17 protein-coding genes are annotated in these 16,938 nt (G+C 45.1%); 6 read left to right on the top strand and 11 right to left on the bottom strand.

All coding sequences use genetic code 11. The features are described from left to right. Window positions 1–66: 66 nt before the first annotated feature. Window positions 67–1,431 (top strand): AarF/ABC1/UbiB kinase family protein, encoded by a 1,365-nt coding sequence (locus Q0N89_RS03350; protein WP_294033381.1) that lies wholly within the window; start codon window positions 67–69, stop codon window positions 1,429–1,431. Window positions 1,432–1,477: 46 nt separating this feature from the next. Here the strand turns inward: Q0N89_RS03350 and Q0N89_RS03345 are convergent, their stop codons facing one another. Together Q0N89_RS03345 and Q0N89_RS03340 are read right to left on the bottom strand one after the other, a co-directional pair. Next, complete coding sequence (locus Q0N89_RS03345; protein ID WP_294033380.1) at window positions 1,478–2,701, bottom strand: TIGR03862 family flavoprotein; 1,224 nt, start codon at window positions 2,699–2,701, stop codon at window positions 1,478–1,480. Between the two features lie 55 nt (window positions 2,702–2,756). Next, window positions 2,757–3,404 (bottom strand): DUF938 domain-containing protein, encoded by a 648-nt coding sequence (locus Q0N89_RS03340; RefSeq protein ID WP_294033379.1) that lies wholly within the window; start codon window positions 3,402–3,404, stop codon window positions 2,757–2,759. Window positions 3,405–3,603: 199 nt separating this feature from the next. On the opposite strand from Q0N89_RS03340, the gene dnaQ reads away from it, so the two are divergent. The 4 genes from dnaQ to Q0N89_RS03320 all read left to right on the top strand — a co-directional run bounded on the left by dnaQ (window position 3,604) and on the right by Q0N89_RS03320 (window position 8,116). After that, window positions 3,604–5,010 carry a DNA polymerase III subunit epsilon gene (gene dnaQ / locus Q0N89_RS03335; protein ID WP_294033378.1) on the top strand — a complete coding sequence of 469 codons (1,407 nt, stop codon included), beginning with the start codon at window positions 3,604–3,606 and terminating at the stop codon, window positions 5,008–5,010. Next, entirely contained in the window at window positions 5,007–5,885 is an 879-nt protein-coding gene (gene nudC / locus Q0N89_RS03330) for an NAD(+) diphosphatase (RefSeq protein WP_294033377.1), read from the top strand. The genes dnaQ and nudC overlap by 4 nt, the downstream gene beginning before the upstream one ends. 89 nt (window positions 5,886–5,974) lie before the next feature. Beyond that, entirely contained in the window at window positions 5,975–6,811 is an 837-nt protein-coding gene (locus Q0N89_RS03325) for an RnfABCDGE type electron transport complex subunit B (RefSeq protein ID WP_294033376.1), read from the top strand. Window positions 6,812–6,829: 18 nt separating this feature from the next. Next, the gene (locus Q0N89_RS03320; RefSeq protein ID WP_294033375.1) at window positions 6,830–8,116 is read left to right on the top strand and encodes a DUF2868 domain-containing protein; all 1,287 of its coding nucleotides are present in this window, start codon (window positions 6,830–6,832) and stop codon (window positions 8,114–8,116) included. Window positions 8,117–8,238: 122 nt separating this feature from the next. On the opposite strand, the gene Q0N89_RS03315 is transcribed toward Q0N89_RS03320, so the two are convergent. From Q0N89_RS03315 to tolA, 3 genes are read right to left on the bottom strand one after another with little or no spacing between them, the layout of a single operon-like run. Continuing rightward, window positions 8,239–8,640 carry a biopolymer transporter ExbD gene (locus Q0N89_RS03315; RefSeq protein WP_294033374.1) on the bottom strand — a complete coding sequence of 134 codons (402 nt, stop codon included), beginning with the start codon at window positions 8,638–8,640 and terminating at the stop codon, window positions 8,239–8,241. A gap of 9 nt (window positions 8,641–8,649) precedes the next feature. After that, window positions 8,650–9,198, bottom strand: coding sequence for a MotA/TolQ/ExbB proton channel family protein (locus Q0N89_RS03310; RefSeq protein ID WP_294033373.1), 549 nt, complete (start codon window positions 9,196–9,198; stop codon window positions 8,650–8,652). Window positions 9,199–9,210: 12 nt separating this feature from the next. Beyond that, a complete protein-coding gene (gene tolA / locus Q0N89_RS03305) occupies window positions 9,211–10,314 on the bottom strand; it encodes a cell envelope integrity protein TolA (protein WP_294033372.1) in 1,104 nt (367 codons plus the stop codon). Window positions 10,315–10,698: 384 nt separating this feature from the next. Here tolA and Q0N89_RS03300 point away from each other — a divergent pair, with 384 nt between their 5' ends. Next, entirely contained in the window at window positions 10,699–12,321 is a 1,623-nt protein-coding gene (locus Q0N89_RS03300; RefSeq protein ID WP_294033371.1) for an ABC transporter substrate-binding protein, read from the top strand. A gap of 127 nt (window positions 12,322–12,448) precedes the next feature. Here Q0N89_RS03300 and leuB read toward each other — a convergent pair whose 3' ends face one another. From leuB to leuC, 6 genes are read right to left on the bottom strand one after another with little or no spacing between them, the layout of a single operon-like run. Further along, window positions 12,449–13,519: a 3-isopropylmalate dehydrogenase gene (leuB, locus tag Q0N89_RS03295; RefSeq protein ID WP_294033370.1), complete on the bottom strand. Its 1,071-nt coding sequence runs from the start codon at window positions 13,517–13,519 to the stop codon at window positions 12,449–12,451. A 27-nt stretch (window positions 13,520–13,546) separates the two neighbouring features. Further along, window positions 13,547–14,032, bottom strand: coding sequence for a DUF1643 domain-containing protein (locus Q0N89_RS03290; RefSeq protein WP_294033369.1), 486 nt, complete (start codon window positions 14,030–14,032; stop codon window positions 13,547–13,549). Between the two features lie 13 nt (window positions 14,033–14,045). Continuing rightward, window positions 14,046–14,693 (bottom strand): 3-isopropylmalate dehydratase small subunit, encoded by a 648-nt coding sequence (leuD, locus tag Q0N89_RS03285; protein WP_294033368.1) that lies wholly within the window; start codon window positions 14,691–14,693, stop codon window positions 14,046–14,048. A 19-nt stretch (window positions 14,694–14,712) separates the two neighbouring features. Then, window positions 14,713–15,102 (bottom strand): PIN domain-containing protein, encoded by a 390-nt coding sequence (locus tag Q0N89_RS03280; protein ID WP_294033367.1) that lies wholly within the window; start codon window positions 15,100–15,102, stop codon window positions 14,713–14,715. Continuing rightward, window positions 15,086–15,400 (bottom strand): hypothetical protein, encoded by a 315-nt coding sequence (locus Q0N89_RS03275; RefSeq protein ID WP_294033366.1) that lies wholly within the window; start codon window positions 15,398–15,400, stop codon window positions 15,086–15,088. Before Q0N89_RS03275 ends, Q0N89_RS03280 begins: the two co-directional genes overlap by 17 nt. Then, window positions 15,384–16,802 (bottom strand): 3-isopropylmalate dehydratase large subunit, encoded by a 1,419-nt coding sequence (gene leuC, locus Q0N89_RS03270; protein ID WP_294033365.1) that lies wholly within the window; start codon window positions 16,800–16,802, stop codon window positions 15,384–15,386. Before leuC ends, Q0N89_RS03275 begins: the two co-directional genes overlap by 17 nt. Between the last annotated feature and the right edge of the window lie 136 nt (window positions 16,803–16,938).

The raw sequence follows: 16,938 nt of genomic DNA, 5'->3' as shown, positions 1-16,938 counted from the left end.
TCATAGCGATACAGGCGAATTTTTGCTATAATAAGCCATCATTTTTCATTATAAAATCAAACACGAATGACCCAGCCAATCGATAAGCTAAAAACCACGCCCCTATCTCGCCGTCTGTCTATCGCCAAAACTTCGCTCAATATCGGTAAAAATTGGGCAAAATCCAGCGTCGGTAGCCTGTTTATGAGCCAAGAACAGCGAGCCAATGCCAAGCACACCCTACTCCAAGAGCAGGCGGATTATTTGGTGAGCGAGCTTGGTAAGCTCAAAGGCTCGGTGGTCAAGGTCGGGCAGATGCTAGCATTGTATGGCGAGCATTTTTTGCCACCGCAAGTGCTTGACGCCCTACACACGCTCGATGCCAGCACCACACCACTGGCTTGGCATATCATCTATGATGCGCTAAAGGGTGAACTTGGTGAGCGAGTGGCGGATTTTGAGATTGACCGTACGCCGATTGGTACAGCAAGCCTTGCCCAAGTACACAAAGCCGTGCACAAATATTCAGGCCGTGAAGTCGTGCTCAAGGTGCAATATCCGGGTGTGGCAGCATCGATTGACGCTGATTTGTCAATTTTTAAGCATTTATTAAAAATTACCAATGCTGTACCACAGACCAAAGCACTGGATGCGTGGTTTGAAGAGATTGGCGAGCTACTACATCGTGAAGTGGATTATACCCTAGAAGCCAATACTACCAAGCGATTTGCCCAGTATTTGGCTGATGATGCCCGCTATGTCGTGCCGACGATTTATGATAACTATAGCACGCCACGCTTGATTTGTATGAGCTTTGAGCATGGTGTATCGCTCAATGATAACAGCCTAAAACAGCTGCCCCAAACCCGCAAAAACGCCCTAGGTCAAGCCACCATCGAAGTAGTCATCCGTGAGCTGTTTGAGTGGGGTGAGATGCAGACTGACCCAAATTTTGGGAATTATCTAGTACGCTTTGAAGATGGCATTGATAAGCTTATCTTATTGGACTTTGGGGCGATTAAGCAGTTTGATAGTCATCTGCTTGGCATTGCTCGAGGATTAATCAGTGCAGGATTTTATCAAGACAAGTCCATGATGATGGATGCGATGACAGGTTATGACTTTTTTGATAAACTTAACGGTAAGCCAAAATCAGATATGGCGGATGTCTTTTTGATGGCGTGTGAGCCTTTTGCCAAAGCGGCGGCGCTCAATCAAGTGGCTCACGGTCAGCATCCGCATCTAGACGATGACGGACGCTATATTTGGGTTGGTAGCGACCTATACGCCCGTGTGATGCAAAAAGCCAAAGACGGGATGCAATCGCTAGAATTTAGCCTACCACCAAAAGAAATGATGTTTATCAGCCGTAAATTTATCGGTGCTTATGCGCTACTTGTGGCACTCGATGCACGGACGGATAGTGATGCGTTGGTTGGGAAGTTTATCTAAACTGCAAAATGGCTGATATCATTCAGCCATTTTTTTAGCTTTAATCCTAAGTATCAGATGGAACATTTAGATATTTTACCACACCCATCGCCGCCGCTCGCCCTGTAGCAAAACAAGCGGTCAATAAATAGCCCCCTGTTGGTGCATCCCAGTCAAGCATCTCACCACAGCAGAACATGCCTGCATGGGATGTTAATTGTAAATCATCCCCCACTGCCATACGCTTGACACCACCGCCTGTGCTGATGGCTTCATCCATCGGACGAAATCCTGTACAGCTGATGGCTAGCGATTTGATGTGCATTGCCATTTTTGATAAATCCGACCAGTCGGTTTTATGCGTACATTCTCGCAATAGTGCAATTTTAACAACATCAAGCCCGAGTTTTTTGAGCGCCGTATTGAGTGATTGTTTCTTATTTTTGGTTAAGTTTTTATAAATAAAATCAGCTGATTTATCAGGCAATAAATCCAAATATAGGGTGAAGTTTTGATGTCTATCCATCGCTTGTCGCATGGCGAAATTAAGCTTATAAATCAGTCCGCTTTCTAGTCCATAATGACTGATAATAATATCACCTTGATGTCCGTCATCATCAGCCACCCATGCACGCACACGCTTGATAGCCTCGCCATATAAAGGAGTCATAAACGCCGACCAACTGCGTAACACACCGACATTGCTAGCATACAGCGGTGTCAGCTCATCAGCACTTAGCCATCTTTGCCATGCACCATCACTACCCAGATATGCATACGAGCCACCACCACATGCTAATATCACCGCATCAAATACTTGGTCAAATCGCTCAATAATATTGCCTTTATTATCCAGCACTTCAAAGCCAAGCACACGATTATTCATCCTAACACAGCGATGGCGATAGTGAAATTTTACTTGATTATCATGCAAGCGATTTAGCCATGCGCGCACAAGCTTGGATGCCTTCATCTCAACAGGAAAAATTCGCCCTGTCGAGCCCACGTAGCTGTCGATACCAAGCGATGCCATCCATGCACGGATGTCATCAGCACCAAATGCTTGCACAAAAGGCGCAAGCCAATCAGACGGCGTATAGCGAGTGACAAACTCCGCCATCGGCTCATTGTGCGAGATGTTTAGACCTGTTTTACCCGCCATCAAAATCTTGCGTGCGGCGGTGGGTTTTTGGTCAAATACATGGACATCGACATCATAAACCGATAGCACTTCTGCCGCCATCAGCCCTGCCGCCCCTGCACCGATAATCGCCACACTTGCCTGAGTCATACCATTTCCAATAATTTAATTTTACTTATTTATCAATACGATTTATAAAGTCGCTTTATAAAGACATTGCAGGTACATCATCAAAACGAGTGCGATAGCCATCAGGCTTGGTGATGATAATCTCTTGGCACAGCTCATCTCGAGCCAGATACTTAATTTCAAAATGCGTGCGAGCCGATGACTTGGCGATGGTCTGCTTGACATAAGGTAAGCACCATACAGTATCAAGCAATTCTACCGCTTCATCGATGTATTCAGTGATGTTACTGGCTAGAGTAATCGTCGCCCCTACTTTCATCCGAGATAATAAAAACTCAAAAAACGGCATATTCAGCCATCGCTGATTTTTGTTATGCGGTTCGGGATTGGGGTACAGGATAAACACGCCATCTAGAGAATTAGGCTCAATAAAATGCACCGTAAACGCAATCGCATCAGCATGGATATTGGTAAGATTATCTAACGAATTAGCATGGCTTAATTTGTCAAATGCACTAAATTTCTCACTGGTACGCTCAACCGCAATCAATCGCTTATCAGGATTGGTAGTTGCAAATAACACAGCGTGCTTGCCCTTGCCTGCGCCAATCTCAAGATACAGCGGTCTGTCATCATGGCAGATGCTGACAGATTTTGGGGCGTGTAGAAACTTGGGGTGAAACACACGGCGAAACTGATGGCTAGGTGTGATGGTTGATGTCATGATTCTTTGTGCTAATTATGCTAAATGGATGAATAATTTGCCATTATACCACATTCACCCACACAAAAATAAATGTGGAATCTACATCAGACGGACTGATACGCCAAAGCCATCATAAAACTGTGCAGAAATTCGCATAAAGCGGTGCAATGCTTTATAATAGGCACATTTGCTACAATCATTGACACGAACGATTTTTATGACTTATCCAATCATTGCATATACCGATGGCGCCTGCAAAGGCAATGGACAAAATGCCGTATCGCCCGGTGGCTATGGCGTGCATCTACAGTATGATACAGGCGATGTACGCAATCTGTGGGGCGGTGAAGCGAACACCACCAACAACCGCATGGAGCTGATGGCGGCCATTACCGCACTACAAAGCACGCCTGCGCACTTGCCGATACAGATTTGGACGGATTCAGGCTATGTCAAAGATGGCATCACAAGCTGGATTACCGGTTGGAAAAATCGTGGCTGGAAAAAAGCCGATGGCAAACCGGTGCTCAACCTTGAGCTATGGCAACAGCTTGATACACTTAGTCAAAACCGCCAAATCGACTGGCAATGGATTAAAGGTCATGCAGGGCACGCAGGCAATGAGACGGCGGACAAGCTTGCCAATCTCGGCGTCGATGGTCAAGGGGATGAATTTATCAGCAATCCTGCTCATGGCGGTGAATCATGGGTCGTCGCTCAAGGATTGTCAAATTTTTCTCAAGCAGGTAGTGCTAGTGCCGTTCAGCCCATGTATGATTTAGCAGAACCTGTGGCAAATCATAGCACGCCACCTGTGGATTTGCCCAGTGAGCAATCACGCCCCGCGCCCAAATTAAGCGATTATAATACCGAACAAAATCCTGATTATGACGGCGATACATCTCGTGCCAATCCTAATTTTTGGGCAATTTTGCCACGCCCTGTCAATAAAGGCGTCGCCAATCGTCAGTTGATCATGGATACAGAAACCACCGGCTTTGATGACCAAAATGGCGATCGCATCGTTGAAGTCGGTATCATTGAGCTGATTGGTCGTAAATTTACCGGCAACAAACTGCACGTGTATATCAATCCTGAAAAGCAAATGGATGATGATGTTATCCGAGTTCACGGCATCAGCAATGAGTTTGTCGCTGATAAGCCAAAATTTGCTGAAGTTGCCCAAGCGGTGTACGACTTTATGGCAGGTAGCGAAGTTATCGCACACAATGCAGGCTTTGATATGCGCTTTTTGGATATGGAATTCAAAAAAGCAGGACTACCAAATTTCTTGGATGAAATTCAAGTCACTGACAGCCTTGCGATGGCACGGCAGATGTATCCTGGACAAAAAAATACCCTAGACGCGCTCGTTGCTCGTCTTGGCGTCGGTCAAAAAGACCGTACATTCCACGGGGCTTTGCTGGACTCCGAGATTCTCGCCGAAGTGTATCTGGCGATGACCGCAGGTCAGATGAGCCTTGCGATGGATGATGATGGCGGTGCTGATGCAGGCGATCAAGAATTGCATTTTCATAATTTAGCCAATCTTGCCAATCTGCTCGTCGCATCCCAAGCGGACAACGATGCCGATAGTGCATGGCGAGCAGAGGTGCTCAAATGAGCATCACCCTATGGGTCATACAAGCAGACAGCCTAGTCTGTCATGCTGATGGCACGCCCTTTGTGCTAAGCTTGGCAAATACCCCAAAATACGCCATCCATCTTGGCTATAACGAATCGCACAATGACAGCCCAAGCACCATCGCACAGCACCACGAGCACCCTGTCAGCCATGTGATTGATAGCGAGCACGCCTGTCAGCTTGGCTTGATGATGAGATTTGGCGATGGCTTTGACACCAAAGATGTCCAAAACCTAAAAGCTGTAAGCTTTCGCAATCTGCTAAACACACTCGATGGCTCAAGCCTTGATACACTAAGCCGTGCGATTATGCTTGTACAATGGCAAAATGACCATCGTTACTGCTCACGCTGTGGCACGCCGACACACGCCCATGCGCACGGCGAGCACGCCAAAGTCTGCCCCAAATGCCGTCATCACGCCTACCCCCGTGTACAGCCGTGTATCATCGTCGCCATCACTCGCCATTGCCCTGATACGCATAAGCCACAGATACTACTTGCGCTACATCATCGCCACCGCCAAAAAGGCGTCTATGGCTTGATTGCAGGCTTTGTTGAAGCAGGCGAAACGCTTGAAATGGGCGTGCACCGTGAAGTATTTGAAGAAGTTGGCATCCATATCCATGCTCCCACCTACATCAGCTCACAGCCATGGCCGTATCCGAGCAATCTGATGGCAGGTTTTATCGCTGAATATCACAGTGGCGCTATCCGTGTGCAGGCAGGTGAGATTAGTGATGCCAAGTTTTTTGATTTGGATAATTTACCACCCATCCCTGCGGTAGGTACGATTGCCCATGAGTTGATTAGCCTTGTCAAACAGCGGTATCTGCCCGTTGCCACAGATGACTAGCTTTGATAAATCTGCCATCTTGTCCAATTTACCCGTTTTGCTAATTCGCCCAACTAGCTTAGTATTAATTAATTAAATTTAAAAATCTTATGACCGATTGCACCACCCGATTAGACGACTTGCCGATTTTATTTGAGCCATTGGCATTAGCGACACTCAGTGATGATAAGCGTATCCGCATCGCACAGATTGATGCGCTACTACCCCAGACCCAGTGCGGTCTGTGCGGTCATCATGACGGCTGTCTGCCCTATGCACATGGTATCGTTATACAAGGCGAAGCGCCCAACTTATGCGTACCTGGTGGACAAGCTGTCAGTGATGGCATTGCAAGCATCCTAAATGTCGAGCCACAACCTGCCACACCAAGCAAATGGCAAATTGACCCAGTCAGCCATCGCCCAATCGAAGTGCGTGCCATCATCCGTGAAGATGACTGTATCGGCTGCACCAAGTGCATTCCCGCCTGTCCTGTCGATGCCATCATCGGCACCGCTAAGCATATGCACAGTATCATCACCGAGCTGTGTACAGGCTGTGAACTCTGCCTTGCGCCTTGCCCTGTGGACTGCATTGATTTGGTCGAACATCCACGCCATATCGACGATAACACCCGCCAAAAAGAACAAGCACATCTACGCCAGCGTTATCACAAGCATCTAAACCGTGTCGCCAAGACCATCGAAGATGGCACAAAGCCTGTCGTCAGCACCATCGAATCACAGATGGTCAATGTCATGAATACAGCACCAAGCCAAGCCATCGATGCCCAAAACGCCAAAAACACCATCGCCGCCGCCAAGCTACGCACCCAAATCAAAAAACTAGGCAAACAGCTTGCCGTGCGTGCCGATGATGAGCTACAAGCACGAGTGGATGCACTCAGCCGTGAGCTTGCCATGCTTGAATCCAATTCCCAAACTTAAGCCAAACCATCGCTTACTATGACTCAGACCACACCCAAGACACCCCAAGAACACGAACGCTTAGAGTTGATTCGCCGACTTGAAGCGCAGGATTTTATCTTTGCCCAAGACCCAAAGCTTGTCACCGACACGCTCAAAGGCGACCATCATTCTGCGTATGACAAGCTATTTATCCGTGCCGAAAAAATCGACAGCGACGGACATCTGCTTGATGTCATCACTAGCACGCATCAGATGATAGCATCATCCAAGCGATTGATTTATATCGTGTATTTTGTGCTTGGCATGGTGGGTGTTGCTGGGATTTTGGCAAGTAGTGTGGTCAATTTTTTCTATGTCTTGGTGGCGTTATTGGGCTGGCATAGCTTGTCTTTGCTGTGGTGGTTGATTGGGTTGGCTCGCCCCAAGCACTCACTGCTGACCAGCTTTTTTGATAAGCTTATCCTACAAAGTCCCATCGCATCAGGTGTGTTATCAAGCAATCACACGGCGAACAAAACCGCCCAAAAAACAGCACTTGGTGTCGTCCTTGATAACATTCGCCCTATCAAATCATGGTATCTATCCACCATCATGCATGGCGCTTGGCTATCGGGCTTGGTGGGTAGTATGGTGGGCTTATTTGGCTTATTCTTGTTTCGTCGCTATGGCTTTGGCTTTGAATCAACACTGCTCACTGATGCGCATTTTTATGAACTATTAGCTGTGATTGGCTATCTACCTGCCAAGCTTGGGCTGATTCTGCCGACAGCGAGCGATGGCACGCCGGCGCAGTTTGCTTATCTTGTACTTGCCTGCCTTGTGCTGTATGGGCTGCTACCCCGACTGATGGCGTATCTGTATTGTCGTCTCAAATCTGTCGTCAGCATCCGCACCGATACCAATCAGCCGTATTATCAAGCACTGATGGCACAGTTTAGCCAGACCATCATTGATCATGATGATTATCAAGCGCCAAATGTCACGCCAATACACCCTATCAGTGATACACCGCATGAGCGACTGATCAAAGCCACCCTTGAGCGTGCTGATACAGACCATGTGATGACATTATCCGTACTTAGTGATGCAGGCGTGGTGGATACTCGTGATGAACTGACAGCGCTGATTAATGAGTGTGATGGCCATGATGCACAGCTGTATCTAGGCATTGATACCAGTACACCGCCTGATCGGGGGATTTTGCGTAAGATTCACACCCTACAACAAATCCGCCACGGTATCATCGTTACTTGGCTTGGCAAGCCGACCCATATTGACGCTTGGCAGATTGCCATGAATGAACGGGGTATCTTGGTTGTATAAGCCAAATTATCCGATTTATTTGATATATAGCTATTGAATATATTTTAAAAGATAAAAGCCACAACACTGTGGCTTTTTTACTGCGGTTTTTTTGATTGAGCATATCTTTATAGAGCCAATCATTATTCACTGACAAAGGCAATCTTTTTTAACCCTGCTTCACCTGCCACTGCAAGCACTTGGGCAACCATATCATATTTGCCCGACTTATCAGCACGCAGATTGATTTGTGGATTGTTGCCCTGCTTGACTTCTTTGCCAAATCGACGATTGAGCTCATCAAGACTGATTGGCTCTTTGTCCCAATAGATTTGGCTATCTGCATCAATACTAATTTGTAGCACCTGTGGCGGTGCATCATTGACGCTGGCAGCAGTTTTTGGTAAATCCAGTGGCACGGTCGGATTGAGCACCGTCGCTGTCACAAGAAAAATAATCATCAGCACAAGCATGATATCAATGAGCGGAATCAGATTCATCTCATTCATGCCTTGATCGTCATGATCTCCAAGCTCGAACGCCATATCGCCCCCTTATTGTGCCGTTTTTGCCAAGATTTGATGTGCGGTATCTGTGGCGATGTGCAGGGCTTTTTTGTTGATGCGTACAGCGATATTATAAAAAATCACCGCAGGAATCGCCACCGCCAAGCCAAGACCTGTCATAATCAGCGCTTCACCCACAGGGCCTGCTACTTGTGCAAGACCTGCTTGTCCGCTTTTGCCGATACTGTGTAGCGCATGAAAAATACCCCACACTGTGCCAAATAGCCCAATAAATGGCGCAATCGATGCCGTCGTTCCAAGCACTGGCAAGCCTTTTTCGAGCTCAAAGCGAAAACGGGCAATGTGCTGAAGTAGCTTTTGTTCGGTAATCATCTTTTTTTTGTTAAAATCCAAGCCATCTACCGACACATCCGCCATCGCCGCCGATAGGCATTTGTCAATCGTGCCCGATAGACGCTTGGAATTGAGCACACGGATAATGCCCACAACCCACGATGCCACCGACAATGCCAATAGCACAAAAAACAATGCCTTGCTCACCGCATCAGTATGCGACCAATAAAATGCAAAATCCATAGTTAGTTACCTTTAATTACTTAATTTAATAGAAATTGGATAAGTTGCCGTGCCTGTTAATGTATTATTGCCTTGCTTAAATGGCTTTAATTTGGCTCGGCGAATCTCACGCATGATTTGTTTATCAAGTTCACGGTCACCTGTGGAGACACCACTGACACCTGTGATTGACCCTTTGGCATCGATGGTCAAAGTCGCCGTAACGCTGACATTGCCTTTAATTTCATCAGAATGAATGCCATTAAAGTTTGGCTTACGAATCCAGCTGGCATTGGATATCGAGCCTAGGTTTTGACCCGAAATGATTTCACCTTTTTGGTTATTGTCATCTTTACCGCCTTTTTTGCCATCATCGTTCTTTTTGTCTTTGCCATTGCCTTGATTGCCTTGACCCTGCCCCTGTTGGGCTTGGCGACGAGCTTCATCGGCTTGCTTTTTGGCAAGAGCATCTGCCTCAGCTTGACGGCGTGCCGCGGCTTCAGCTTCGGCTCGTGCTTTTTCTTGTGCTTCACGCTGTTTACGCTCACGCTCCGCTTGTTCTTTGGCGAGTTGCTCTTTTTGCGCCTGCTCTTTTGCCAAGCGTTCTCGTTCTAGTTGCTCTTGGCGAGCGATATGCTCCAATCTTTCACGCTCAAGCCGTTCTCGTTCAAGACGCTCATGTTCCAAGCGTCGCTGCTCAGCTTCAAAAGCCGCTTGCTGGGCTTGTTGGCTAGCAATATCATCCGCTGGCTTGTTATCAGATTTGGTGGATGCTGTATGTTTTGATGCGTTGGCTTGCTGTGTTTTTTTCTCTGTAACAGCTTTCTTGGTTTCTAATTCGCTCTGTTGGGTAGGTGCTGCACCCGCTGTTTGTGGTCGTGCTACCTGCTGTTGAACAGGCTGATTGACCACGACAGGTTCAGGCGACTCAAGGTTATTTAAAATGATTTTTTCGGGTTCAGGCTTTGGCTCAGGTTTGATAAATTCCACTTCTAAAGGCGGTGTGATTTTTGGCGGTGTCAAAGTCTTGATTTGCATATTTGCCACGCCAAAGCCTGCCACGCCATGCAAAGCGATAGCCACAGCGAGCGCCACACCCTTAATCTTGTTTGCAGAATCCAACACGAATGCACCCATCAGTCATACCGTTGCCCAAATTTTGGCAAGCGAATTATTGTTGTTTAAAAATACAAATAAAAACGATAACGATTATCAATTGACATATTATAAATCGTTTTGACAAAATTTCAATCACTTAATCACGTTTTTGCATAAAATTCTCATTATCATTTGAAAATTGCAGAAAGTGTAATAGTATAACAAATTTATCATGACGATTGAAGCAGCTGCCACACCCGCCTGTCAGATACAAAATATTATGCCAAATTCTAAAATATTGTCTTGACAAATAACAATCATTTGCTAAGATTTCACCGTCAAACTTATCAAAAATTTTTGGGTTTGATGTGTTTTTCATATCAATTTTTTATTGATACCATTTGCTCTTAAGGATGTTTTACAATGATGTATCCAAAATCTGCGCTTGCCTTGGCGCTTACTACCACCTTCACCCTAGCCGCCTGTTCTGGTGGCGGTTCTGTGACGGCATCACCAGAGACGCTACCTGCCAATAAAGATACGCTGGTCATCGTCAATGGTGCTGAGCCAAGCTCACTTGACCCACAAAAATCACAGGACACGAACGGCTCGGCAGTCATTCGCCAGATGTTTGAAGGCTTGGTAGTGACGGATGCTGATGGCAAAACCATCCCAGGTCTTGCCGAAAAATGGGAAACCAAAGACAATAAAGTCTGGACATTCACCCTGCGTGATGCCAAGTGGTCAAATGGCGATGCCATCACCGCACACGATGCCGCCTACGCACTGCGCCGCCTAGTCGATCCTGCAACAGGTGCATATTATGCGACTTACCTAGCTGATGCCAAAGTACTCAATGCCGATGCCGTCGCTACTGGCAAGATGCCAGTTGATCAGCTGGGCGTAAAAGCACTGGATGATAAGACCCTGCAGGTGACCTTGACAGAAGCTGTGCCATATTTCGTTGATATGCTTGCCCTGCCTGTAACCTATCCTGTGCACCAAAAAACCATCGAAACCCATGGCGATAAATGGCTAGATCCAAAAAATATCGTCGTCAGTGGTGCTTATACCATGAGCGAATGGGCGGTAGGCAGCCACATCACTGTGGTGCGTAACCCTGCTTATTATGCCAATGACAAGACCACCATCGAAAAAGCACAATTTCTACCAATCACTGGTCAAAATGGCATCAACCGCTATCTAGCCGGTGAAGTCGATATCTCAGCTGTGCCAGGTGAGCAAATCGAAAAAACCAAAAAAGAGATTCCTAACGAAATCCACACTGCGCCAAAGCTATGTACGCACTATCTAGAGCCAAATGTTGCGGTAGCGCCACTCAATGACCCACGAGTCCGTGAAGCACTATCGATGGCAATCGATCGTGATAACATCGTCACCGCACTCAAGCGTGGTGATGTGCCTGCTTATCAGCTGACCCCTATCGCCACCCAAGGTATGCTTGAAGCCGCACCTGAGTGGAAATCTCTCGATGCTGCAGCACGAAACGAAAAAGCCAAAGCACTGCTAGCAGAAGCAGGCTACACTGCCGAAAATCCACTGAAGTTTGAGTTCTTGTACTCAACGAGTGAAACCGGTAAGCTGATGTCAAACGCTGTCACCGCCATGTGGAAACAGAACCTAGGTGGCGCAGTCGATGCAGCACAAATCAACCAAGAATGGAAAACCTTCCTAGATACTAAAAACCAAGGCAAATTCACCTTGGCGCTATCAGGTTGGTGTGCAGACTATAACGAACCATCAAGCTTCCTAAACCTGCTAAAAACTGGCAATAGTAATAACACAGGCAAATACAGCAGTGCTGAATATGACGCTGTGATGGCAAACACGCTAAAAGCTGATACCACCACTGAAGCTCGTGCACAGCTGTATAAAGATGCTGAGACTTTGATCTCAAAAGACACCGCCATCATGCCACTGTTCTCAACAGTCAGCGTGCGCCTGATCAAGCCTTATGTGAACGGTTTTTCAAACAAAGATCCATTGGACGGCTACTTGATCAAAGATATTTCATTCAAGAAATGATTAAGTCGCTACATCAGTGAATAATAAAATATCGCCAGTCAGATAACTGGCGATATTTTTTTGGGTTATGATTATGATGGTGATTAATTTCGATGAAATATATCATCAATCCAATCAATCACACTGCTTATAAAGCCGCAAGCACCGCATCGCCCATCGCTGTACATGAGACCAGCTGTGTGCCACCTTCATAGATGTCCGCAGTACGCAAGCCTTGCTCTAGCACCTTGCCCACCGCATCTTCAACTTGCTTGGCTCGTGCTTCATCAGCTAGGCTATAGCGTAGTAGCATGGCAAGCGATAGGATGGTCGCTAGTGGGTTTGCCTTGTCTTGACCTGCGATATCAGGGGCAGAGCCGTGGCTTGGCTCGTATAGACCCTTGCCATTTTCATCTAGGCTTGCTGATGGTAGCATACCGATAGAGCCTGTCAGCATGGATGCTTGGTCAGATAGGATATCACCAAAGATATTGCCTGTCGCCACGACATCGAACTGCTTTGGCGCTTTGACCAGTTGCATGGCAGCGTTGTCCACATACATATGACTAAGCTCGACATCTGGATAGTCTTTACCCACTTCGGTGAAAATTTCTTTCCACAGCTCGGTCGCTTCTAGCACATTTGCCTTGTCCACGCTGCATAGTTTTTTGTTGCGTTTTTGAGCAGCTTCAAAGGCAACTTTGGCGATACGGCGGATTTCACTTTCAGAGTATTTCATGGTGTTAAAGCCTTCACGCTCACCATTTTCAAGCGTGCGGATACCGCGTGGCTCACCAAAATAAATATCGCCCGTCAGTTCTCGCACGATCAAAATATCAAGACCCGCCACCACTTCAGGCTTAAGCGTGGATGCATTGGCAAGTTCTTTATACAGAATAGCAGGACGCAAATTTGCAAACAAATTCAAATCCTTACGAATCGCCAATAGCCCACGCTCAGGACGCAACGCACGCTCAAGTGTGTCATACTGCGGCGAGCCGACCGCACCAAGTAGCACCGCATCAGCCTTACGCACGATTTCTTGGGTTTCGCTTGGATAAGGCGAGCCGTATTTGTCATAGGCAGAGCCGCCAAGCTCCGCATATTCATAACTAGCATCCAAGCCATTGGCGATTAACTTATCCAGCACTTTTACCGCTTGAGCGATAATTTCAGGCCCGATACCATCACCTTTTAAAATTGCAATGTGTTTGGTCATTGTTATTTCCTTACAAATTTATATTACTCAAAAAAATTTAACCCAGTCTTTATCACTTTTCGCATATAATGGGTGTTTTGGTTGCCCAGTTGCGTTCTTATCCAAACAGAAAACCTGTTTAATTTCTTGATATTCTTTTAAAATCTCAAGAACTTCATCACTTCTGTTCAGATAAGCACCATCATTTCCCCAACATACGACAATAGCATCCACTTCTTCAATGCTTCTTCGTATCCAATCATCATTTAAAGCACCGATTAAATAATCTTTATCTCCAATTAGATCATTAGGATTGGTTGCTCGGTAGGCAAAAAGATTAGCCATGATTAGACCGTCATAATTTTGCATTTTTGCAAAATTAATACATCTAGTTAATGTTGGATCATCAATTTCAGAATCCGCAATAGATGGGTTTAAGGCAATAAAAAGTACAAAATTATTACCAGAACCCCATTGTCTTTTTAATTGATATCTATATTTACCGCATTCAGAAATTTCAGCAGTTTTAATCATCAATCAGCTCCAATTATGCCAAATCCTTAAACACCCACGGTCTATCCGCACGGGCTTTTTCTTCAAAGGCACGAATGCTATCGCTATCTTGTAAGGTTAAACCAATATCATCTAAACCATTTAACAAGCAATGTTTACGAAACGCATCTACTTCAAAATGATATTCTTTGCCTGATGGTGAAACAACTTTTTGGTTTTCCAAATCAACGGTTAATTGATAGCCTTCATTAACCACACATTCTTTAAATAGCTCATCAACTTCGCTTTCGGTTAAAATAACAGGTAACATACCGTTTTTAAAGCTATTATTAAAGAAAATATCGGCATAACTTGGAGCAATGATGGTACGGAATCCATATTCATTTAATGCCCAAGGTGCGTGTTCACGACTTGAACCACAACCAAAATTACTGCGAGTCAGCAAAATCGTTGCTCCTTGATAACGTGCTTGATTTAGCACAAAATCAGGATTTTTTGGACGTTTGGCAATATCTTGACCCAAATAGCCTTCATCAAGGTAGCGTAATTCATCAAATAAATTATCGCCAAAACCTGTGCGTTTAATGGATTTTAAAAACTGTTTTGGGATAATTAAATCCGTATCAACATTGGCACGGTCAAGCGGTGCAACAATGCCTGTTTCAATGGTGTATTTTTTCATCATATTTTCCTTTTAAATTTTACCAAACACAATGTTGATAGTGTTTAGTTAAATTACTATCTTTACTAATCAAAATGCTATTATCAAGCATGGCATGAGCAACAATCAAACGGTCAAAAGCATCACGAGTAAAATCACAAGTCAATGCCACATTAACAATATCCAACCATGATTTTTGGCAAACACTTAAATTAATACTCTGTTTCAATGATTTTAAAATCATATCAGGCGAATCATTAAGTCTTTTTATCTCATAAAGATATTGCAGCTCTAGCTTTACCATTGGAGATACGAATAAATAATTGTTTTTCAGCAAGTGTATCACTTTATCAGAAAACTTATCCATCTCCATCAGATAAAGCCAAATGACAGCATGAGTATCCAAATAAATATTATGTCGGGAAATCAAGATTTAACTCCTTTTCCCAACTGATGTTCACCAAATCATCAGAATTACCATTGACTGCATTTGGATGCGGTGTTAATTTGGATAAATCATTCAAAGGCTTTGATTCTTGCTTGACTGAATTCATAATTTTTTCAGCCAAAATGATTTTATCAGCCTTATCCAAATGCTCAATCATTTGATAATATTGTTCAACAACAGAAATTGGCATAGCATACTCCATGATTTTAGTAGTTACTGATTTTGCCAAATAATGCCCATTCCATTCAATTAACAAGGTTTGATTAGAATGTTCGTACATCCACAAAATGCCCTGCAATCGCTGCGGCGGCTGCCATTGCTGGACTGACTAAATGTGTACGTCCGCCATTACCTTGACGACCTTCAAAGTTGCGGTTACTGGTGCTGGCACAATGTTCGCCTGCTTGTAATTTATCGGCATTCATCGCAAGGCACATTGAGCAACCCGGTTCACGCCATTCAAAGCCTGCATCGATAAAGATTTTATCCAATCCCTCGATTTCCGCTTGTTTTTTCACTAAACCAGACCCCGGAACAACCATCGCCTGTTTAATCGTGTCTGCAACTTTACGTCCTTTTACGACTTCAGCCGCTGCACGGATATCTTCAATGCGTGAATTGGTGCAAGAACCAATAAATACTCGGTCAAGCTTGATGTCAGCGAGGGATTGTCCTGCGGTTAAGCCCATATATTGGTAAGCACGTGTCCAGTCATTTTTTTGTACATCGTCTTTTGCTTGCTCAAGAGTTGGTACATTTTGGGTAACTGGAATGACCATTTCAGGTGATGTTCCCCACGAAACTTGTGGCTCAATCTCTTCGCCCTGCATTACAATTACAGTATCAAAATGTGCATCATCATCAGAATGTAAGGTATTCCAATATGCTACCGCTTTGTCCCAATCTTCTCCTGTTGGGGCATACGGACGACCTTTAACATATTCAATGGTTTTGTCATCAACCGCAACTAAGCCGACTCTGGCTCCGCCTTCGATTGCCATATTGCAAACGGTCATACGTCCTTCAATAGACATATCACGGAACACTTGTCCGCCAAATTCGATAGCGTGTCCTGTTCCGCCTGCTGTACCAATTTTACCAATGATGGCAAGTACCACATCTTTAGGGGTAACGCCTTTGCCAAGTTTGCCGTCCACACGAACCAGCATATTTTTCATTTTCTTTTGTACAAGGCATTGTGTTGCTAAAACGTGTTCAACTTCACTGGTACCAATACCGTGTGCCAGGCAGCCAAACGCCCCATGTGTTGCAGTATGACTATCGCCACAGACAACGGTCATTCCCGGTAAGGTCAAGCCTTGCTCTGGCCCTACGACATGGACAATCCCTTGACGTACGTCATTAATGGTAAATTCGGTAATGTTGAATTTTTGGCAATTTTCGTCCAAGGTTTGCACTTGAATGCGTGAAGTTTCGTCTTTAATGCCGTTTACGCCCTCAGAACGTTCTTTAATTGATGTAGGCACGTTGTGGTCAGGGGTTGCGACATTTGCCGATAAACGCCAAGGCTTGCGACCTGCAAGCTCCAAGCCTTCAAATGCTTGTGGTGATGTTACTTCGTGTAATAATTGACGGTCAATGTAAATCAAACTTGAGCCATCATCACGTTGTTTGACCAAATGGTCGTCCCATAATTTGTCATAAAGGGTTTTGCCTGCCATTTTGTACTCCTAAATGGTTGGGTAAATTTAAAAATTATTAAACAATCTATACTAATTCGGTATAATCATTATACCATAAAACAAAAGCACTTCCCAATCGTCCGTTCAAGATGGTTTATTGTCAAGTGTTGCCTTG

The sequence above is a fragment of the uncultured Moraxella sp. genome (assembly GCF_945873075.1).
GTDB lineage: Bacteria > Pseudomonadota > Gammaproteobacteria > Pseudomonadales > Moraxellaceae > Moraxella.
The sequence above is the reverse complement of the archived record's forward strand: the minus strand, read 5'-3'. Positions and strand labels throughout refer to the sequence as shown.

Coding starts and splice junctions, on each gene's coding strand:
- Q0N89_RS03320 (WP_294033375.1), top strand. CDS start 6,830: ATGACTCAGACCACACCCAAGACACCCCAAGAACACGAACGCTTAGAG.
- Q0N89_RS03325 (WP_294033376.1), top strand. CDS start 5,975: ATGACCGATTGCACCACCCGATTAGACGACTTGCCGATTTTATTTGAG.
- tolA (WP_294033372.1), bottom strand. CDS start 10,314: ATGGGTGCATTCGTGTTGGATTCTGCAAACAAGATTAAGGGTGTGGCG.
- Q0N89_RS03310 (WP_294033373.1), bottom strand. CDS start 9,198: ATGGATTTTGCATTTTATTGGTCGCATACTGATGCGGTGAGCAAGGCA.
- nudC (WP_294033377.1), top strand. CDS start 5,007: ATGAGCATCACCCTATGGGTCATACAAGCAGACAGCCTAGTCTGTCAT.
- Q0N89_RS03275 (WP_294033366.1), bottom strand. CDS start 15,400: ATGTACGAACATTCTAATCAAACCTTGTTAATTGAATGGAATGGGCAT.
- Q0N89_RS03345 (WP_294033380.1), bottom strand. CDS start 2,701: ATGACTCAGGCAAGTGTGGCGATTATCGGTGCAGGGGCGGCAGGGCTG.
- Q0N89_RS03315 (WP_294033374.1), bottom strand. CDS start 8,640: ATGGCGTTCGAGCTTGGAGATCATGACGATCAAGGCATGAATGAGATG.
- Q0N89_RS03300 (WP_294033371.1), top strand. CDS start 10,699: ATGATGTATCCAAAATCTGCGCTTGCCTTGGCGCTTACTACCACCTTC.
- leuC (WP_294033365.1), bottom strand. CDS start 16,802: ATGGCAGGCAAAACCCTTTATGACAAATTATGGGACGACCATTTGGTC.
- Q0N89_RS03340 (WP_294033379.1), bottom strand. CDS start 3,404: ATGACATCAACCATCACACCTAGCCATCAGTTTCGCCGTGTGTTTCAC.
- Q0N89_RS03350 (WP_294033381.1), top strand. CDS start 67: ATGACCCAGCCAATCGATAAGCTAAAAACCACGCCCCTATCTCGCCGT.
- Q0N89_RS03290 (WP_294033369.1), bottom strand. CDS start 14,032: ATGATTAAAACTGCTGAAATTTCTGAATGCGGTAAATATAGATATCAA.
- leuD (WP_294033368.1), bottom strand. CDS start 14,693: ATGAAAAAATACACCATTGAAACAGGCATTGTTGCACCGCTTGACCGT.
- leuB (WP_294033370.1), bottom strand. CDS start 13,519: ATGACCAAACACATTGCAATTTTAAAAGGTGATGGTATCGGGCCTGAA.
- dnaQ (WP_294033378.1), top strand. CDS start 3,604: ATGACTTATCCAATCATTGCATATACCGATGGCGCCTGCAAAGGCAAT.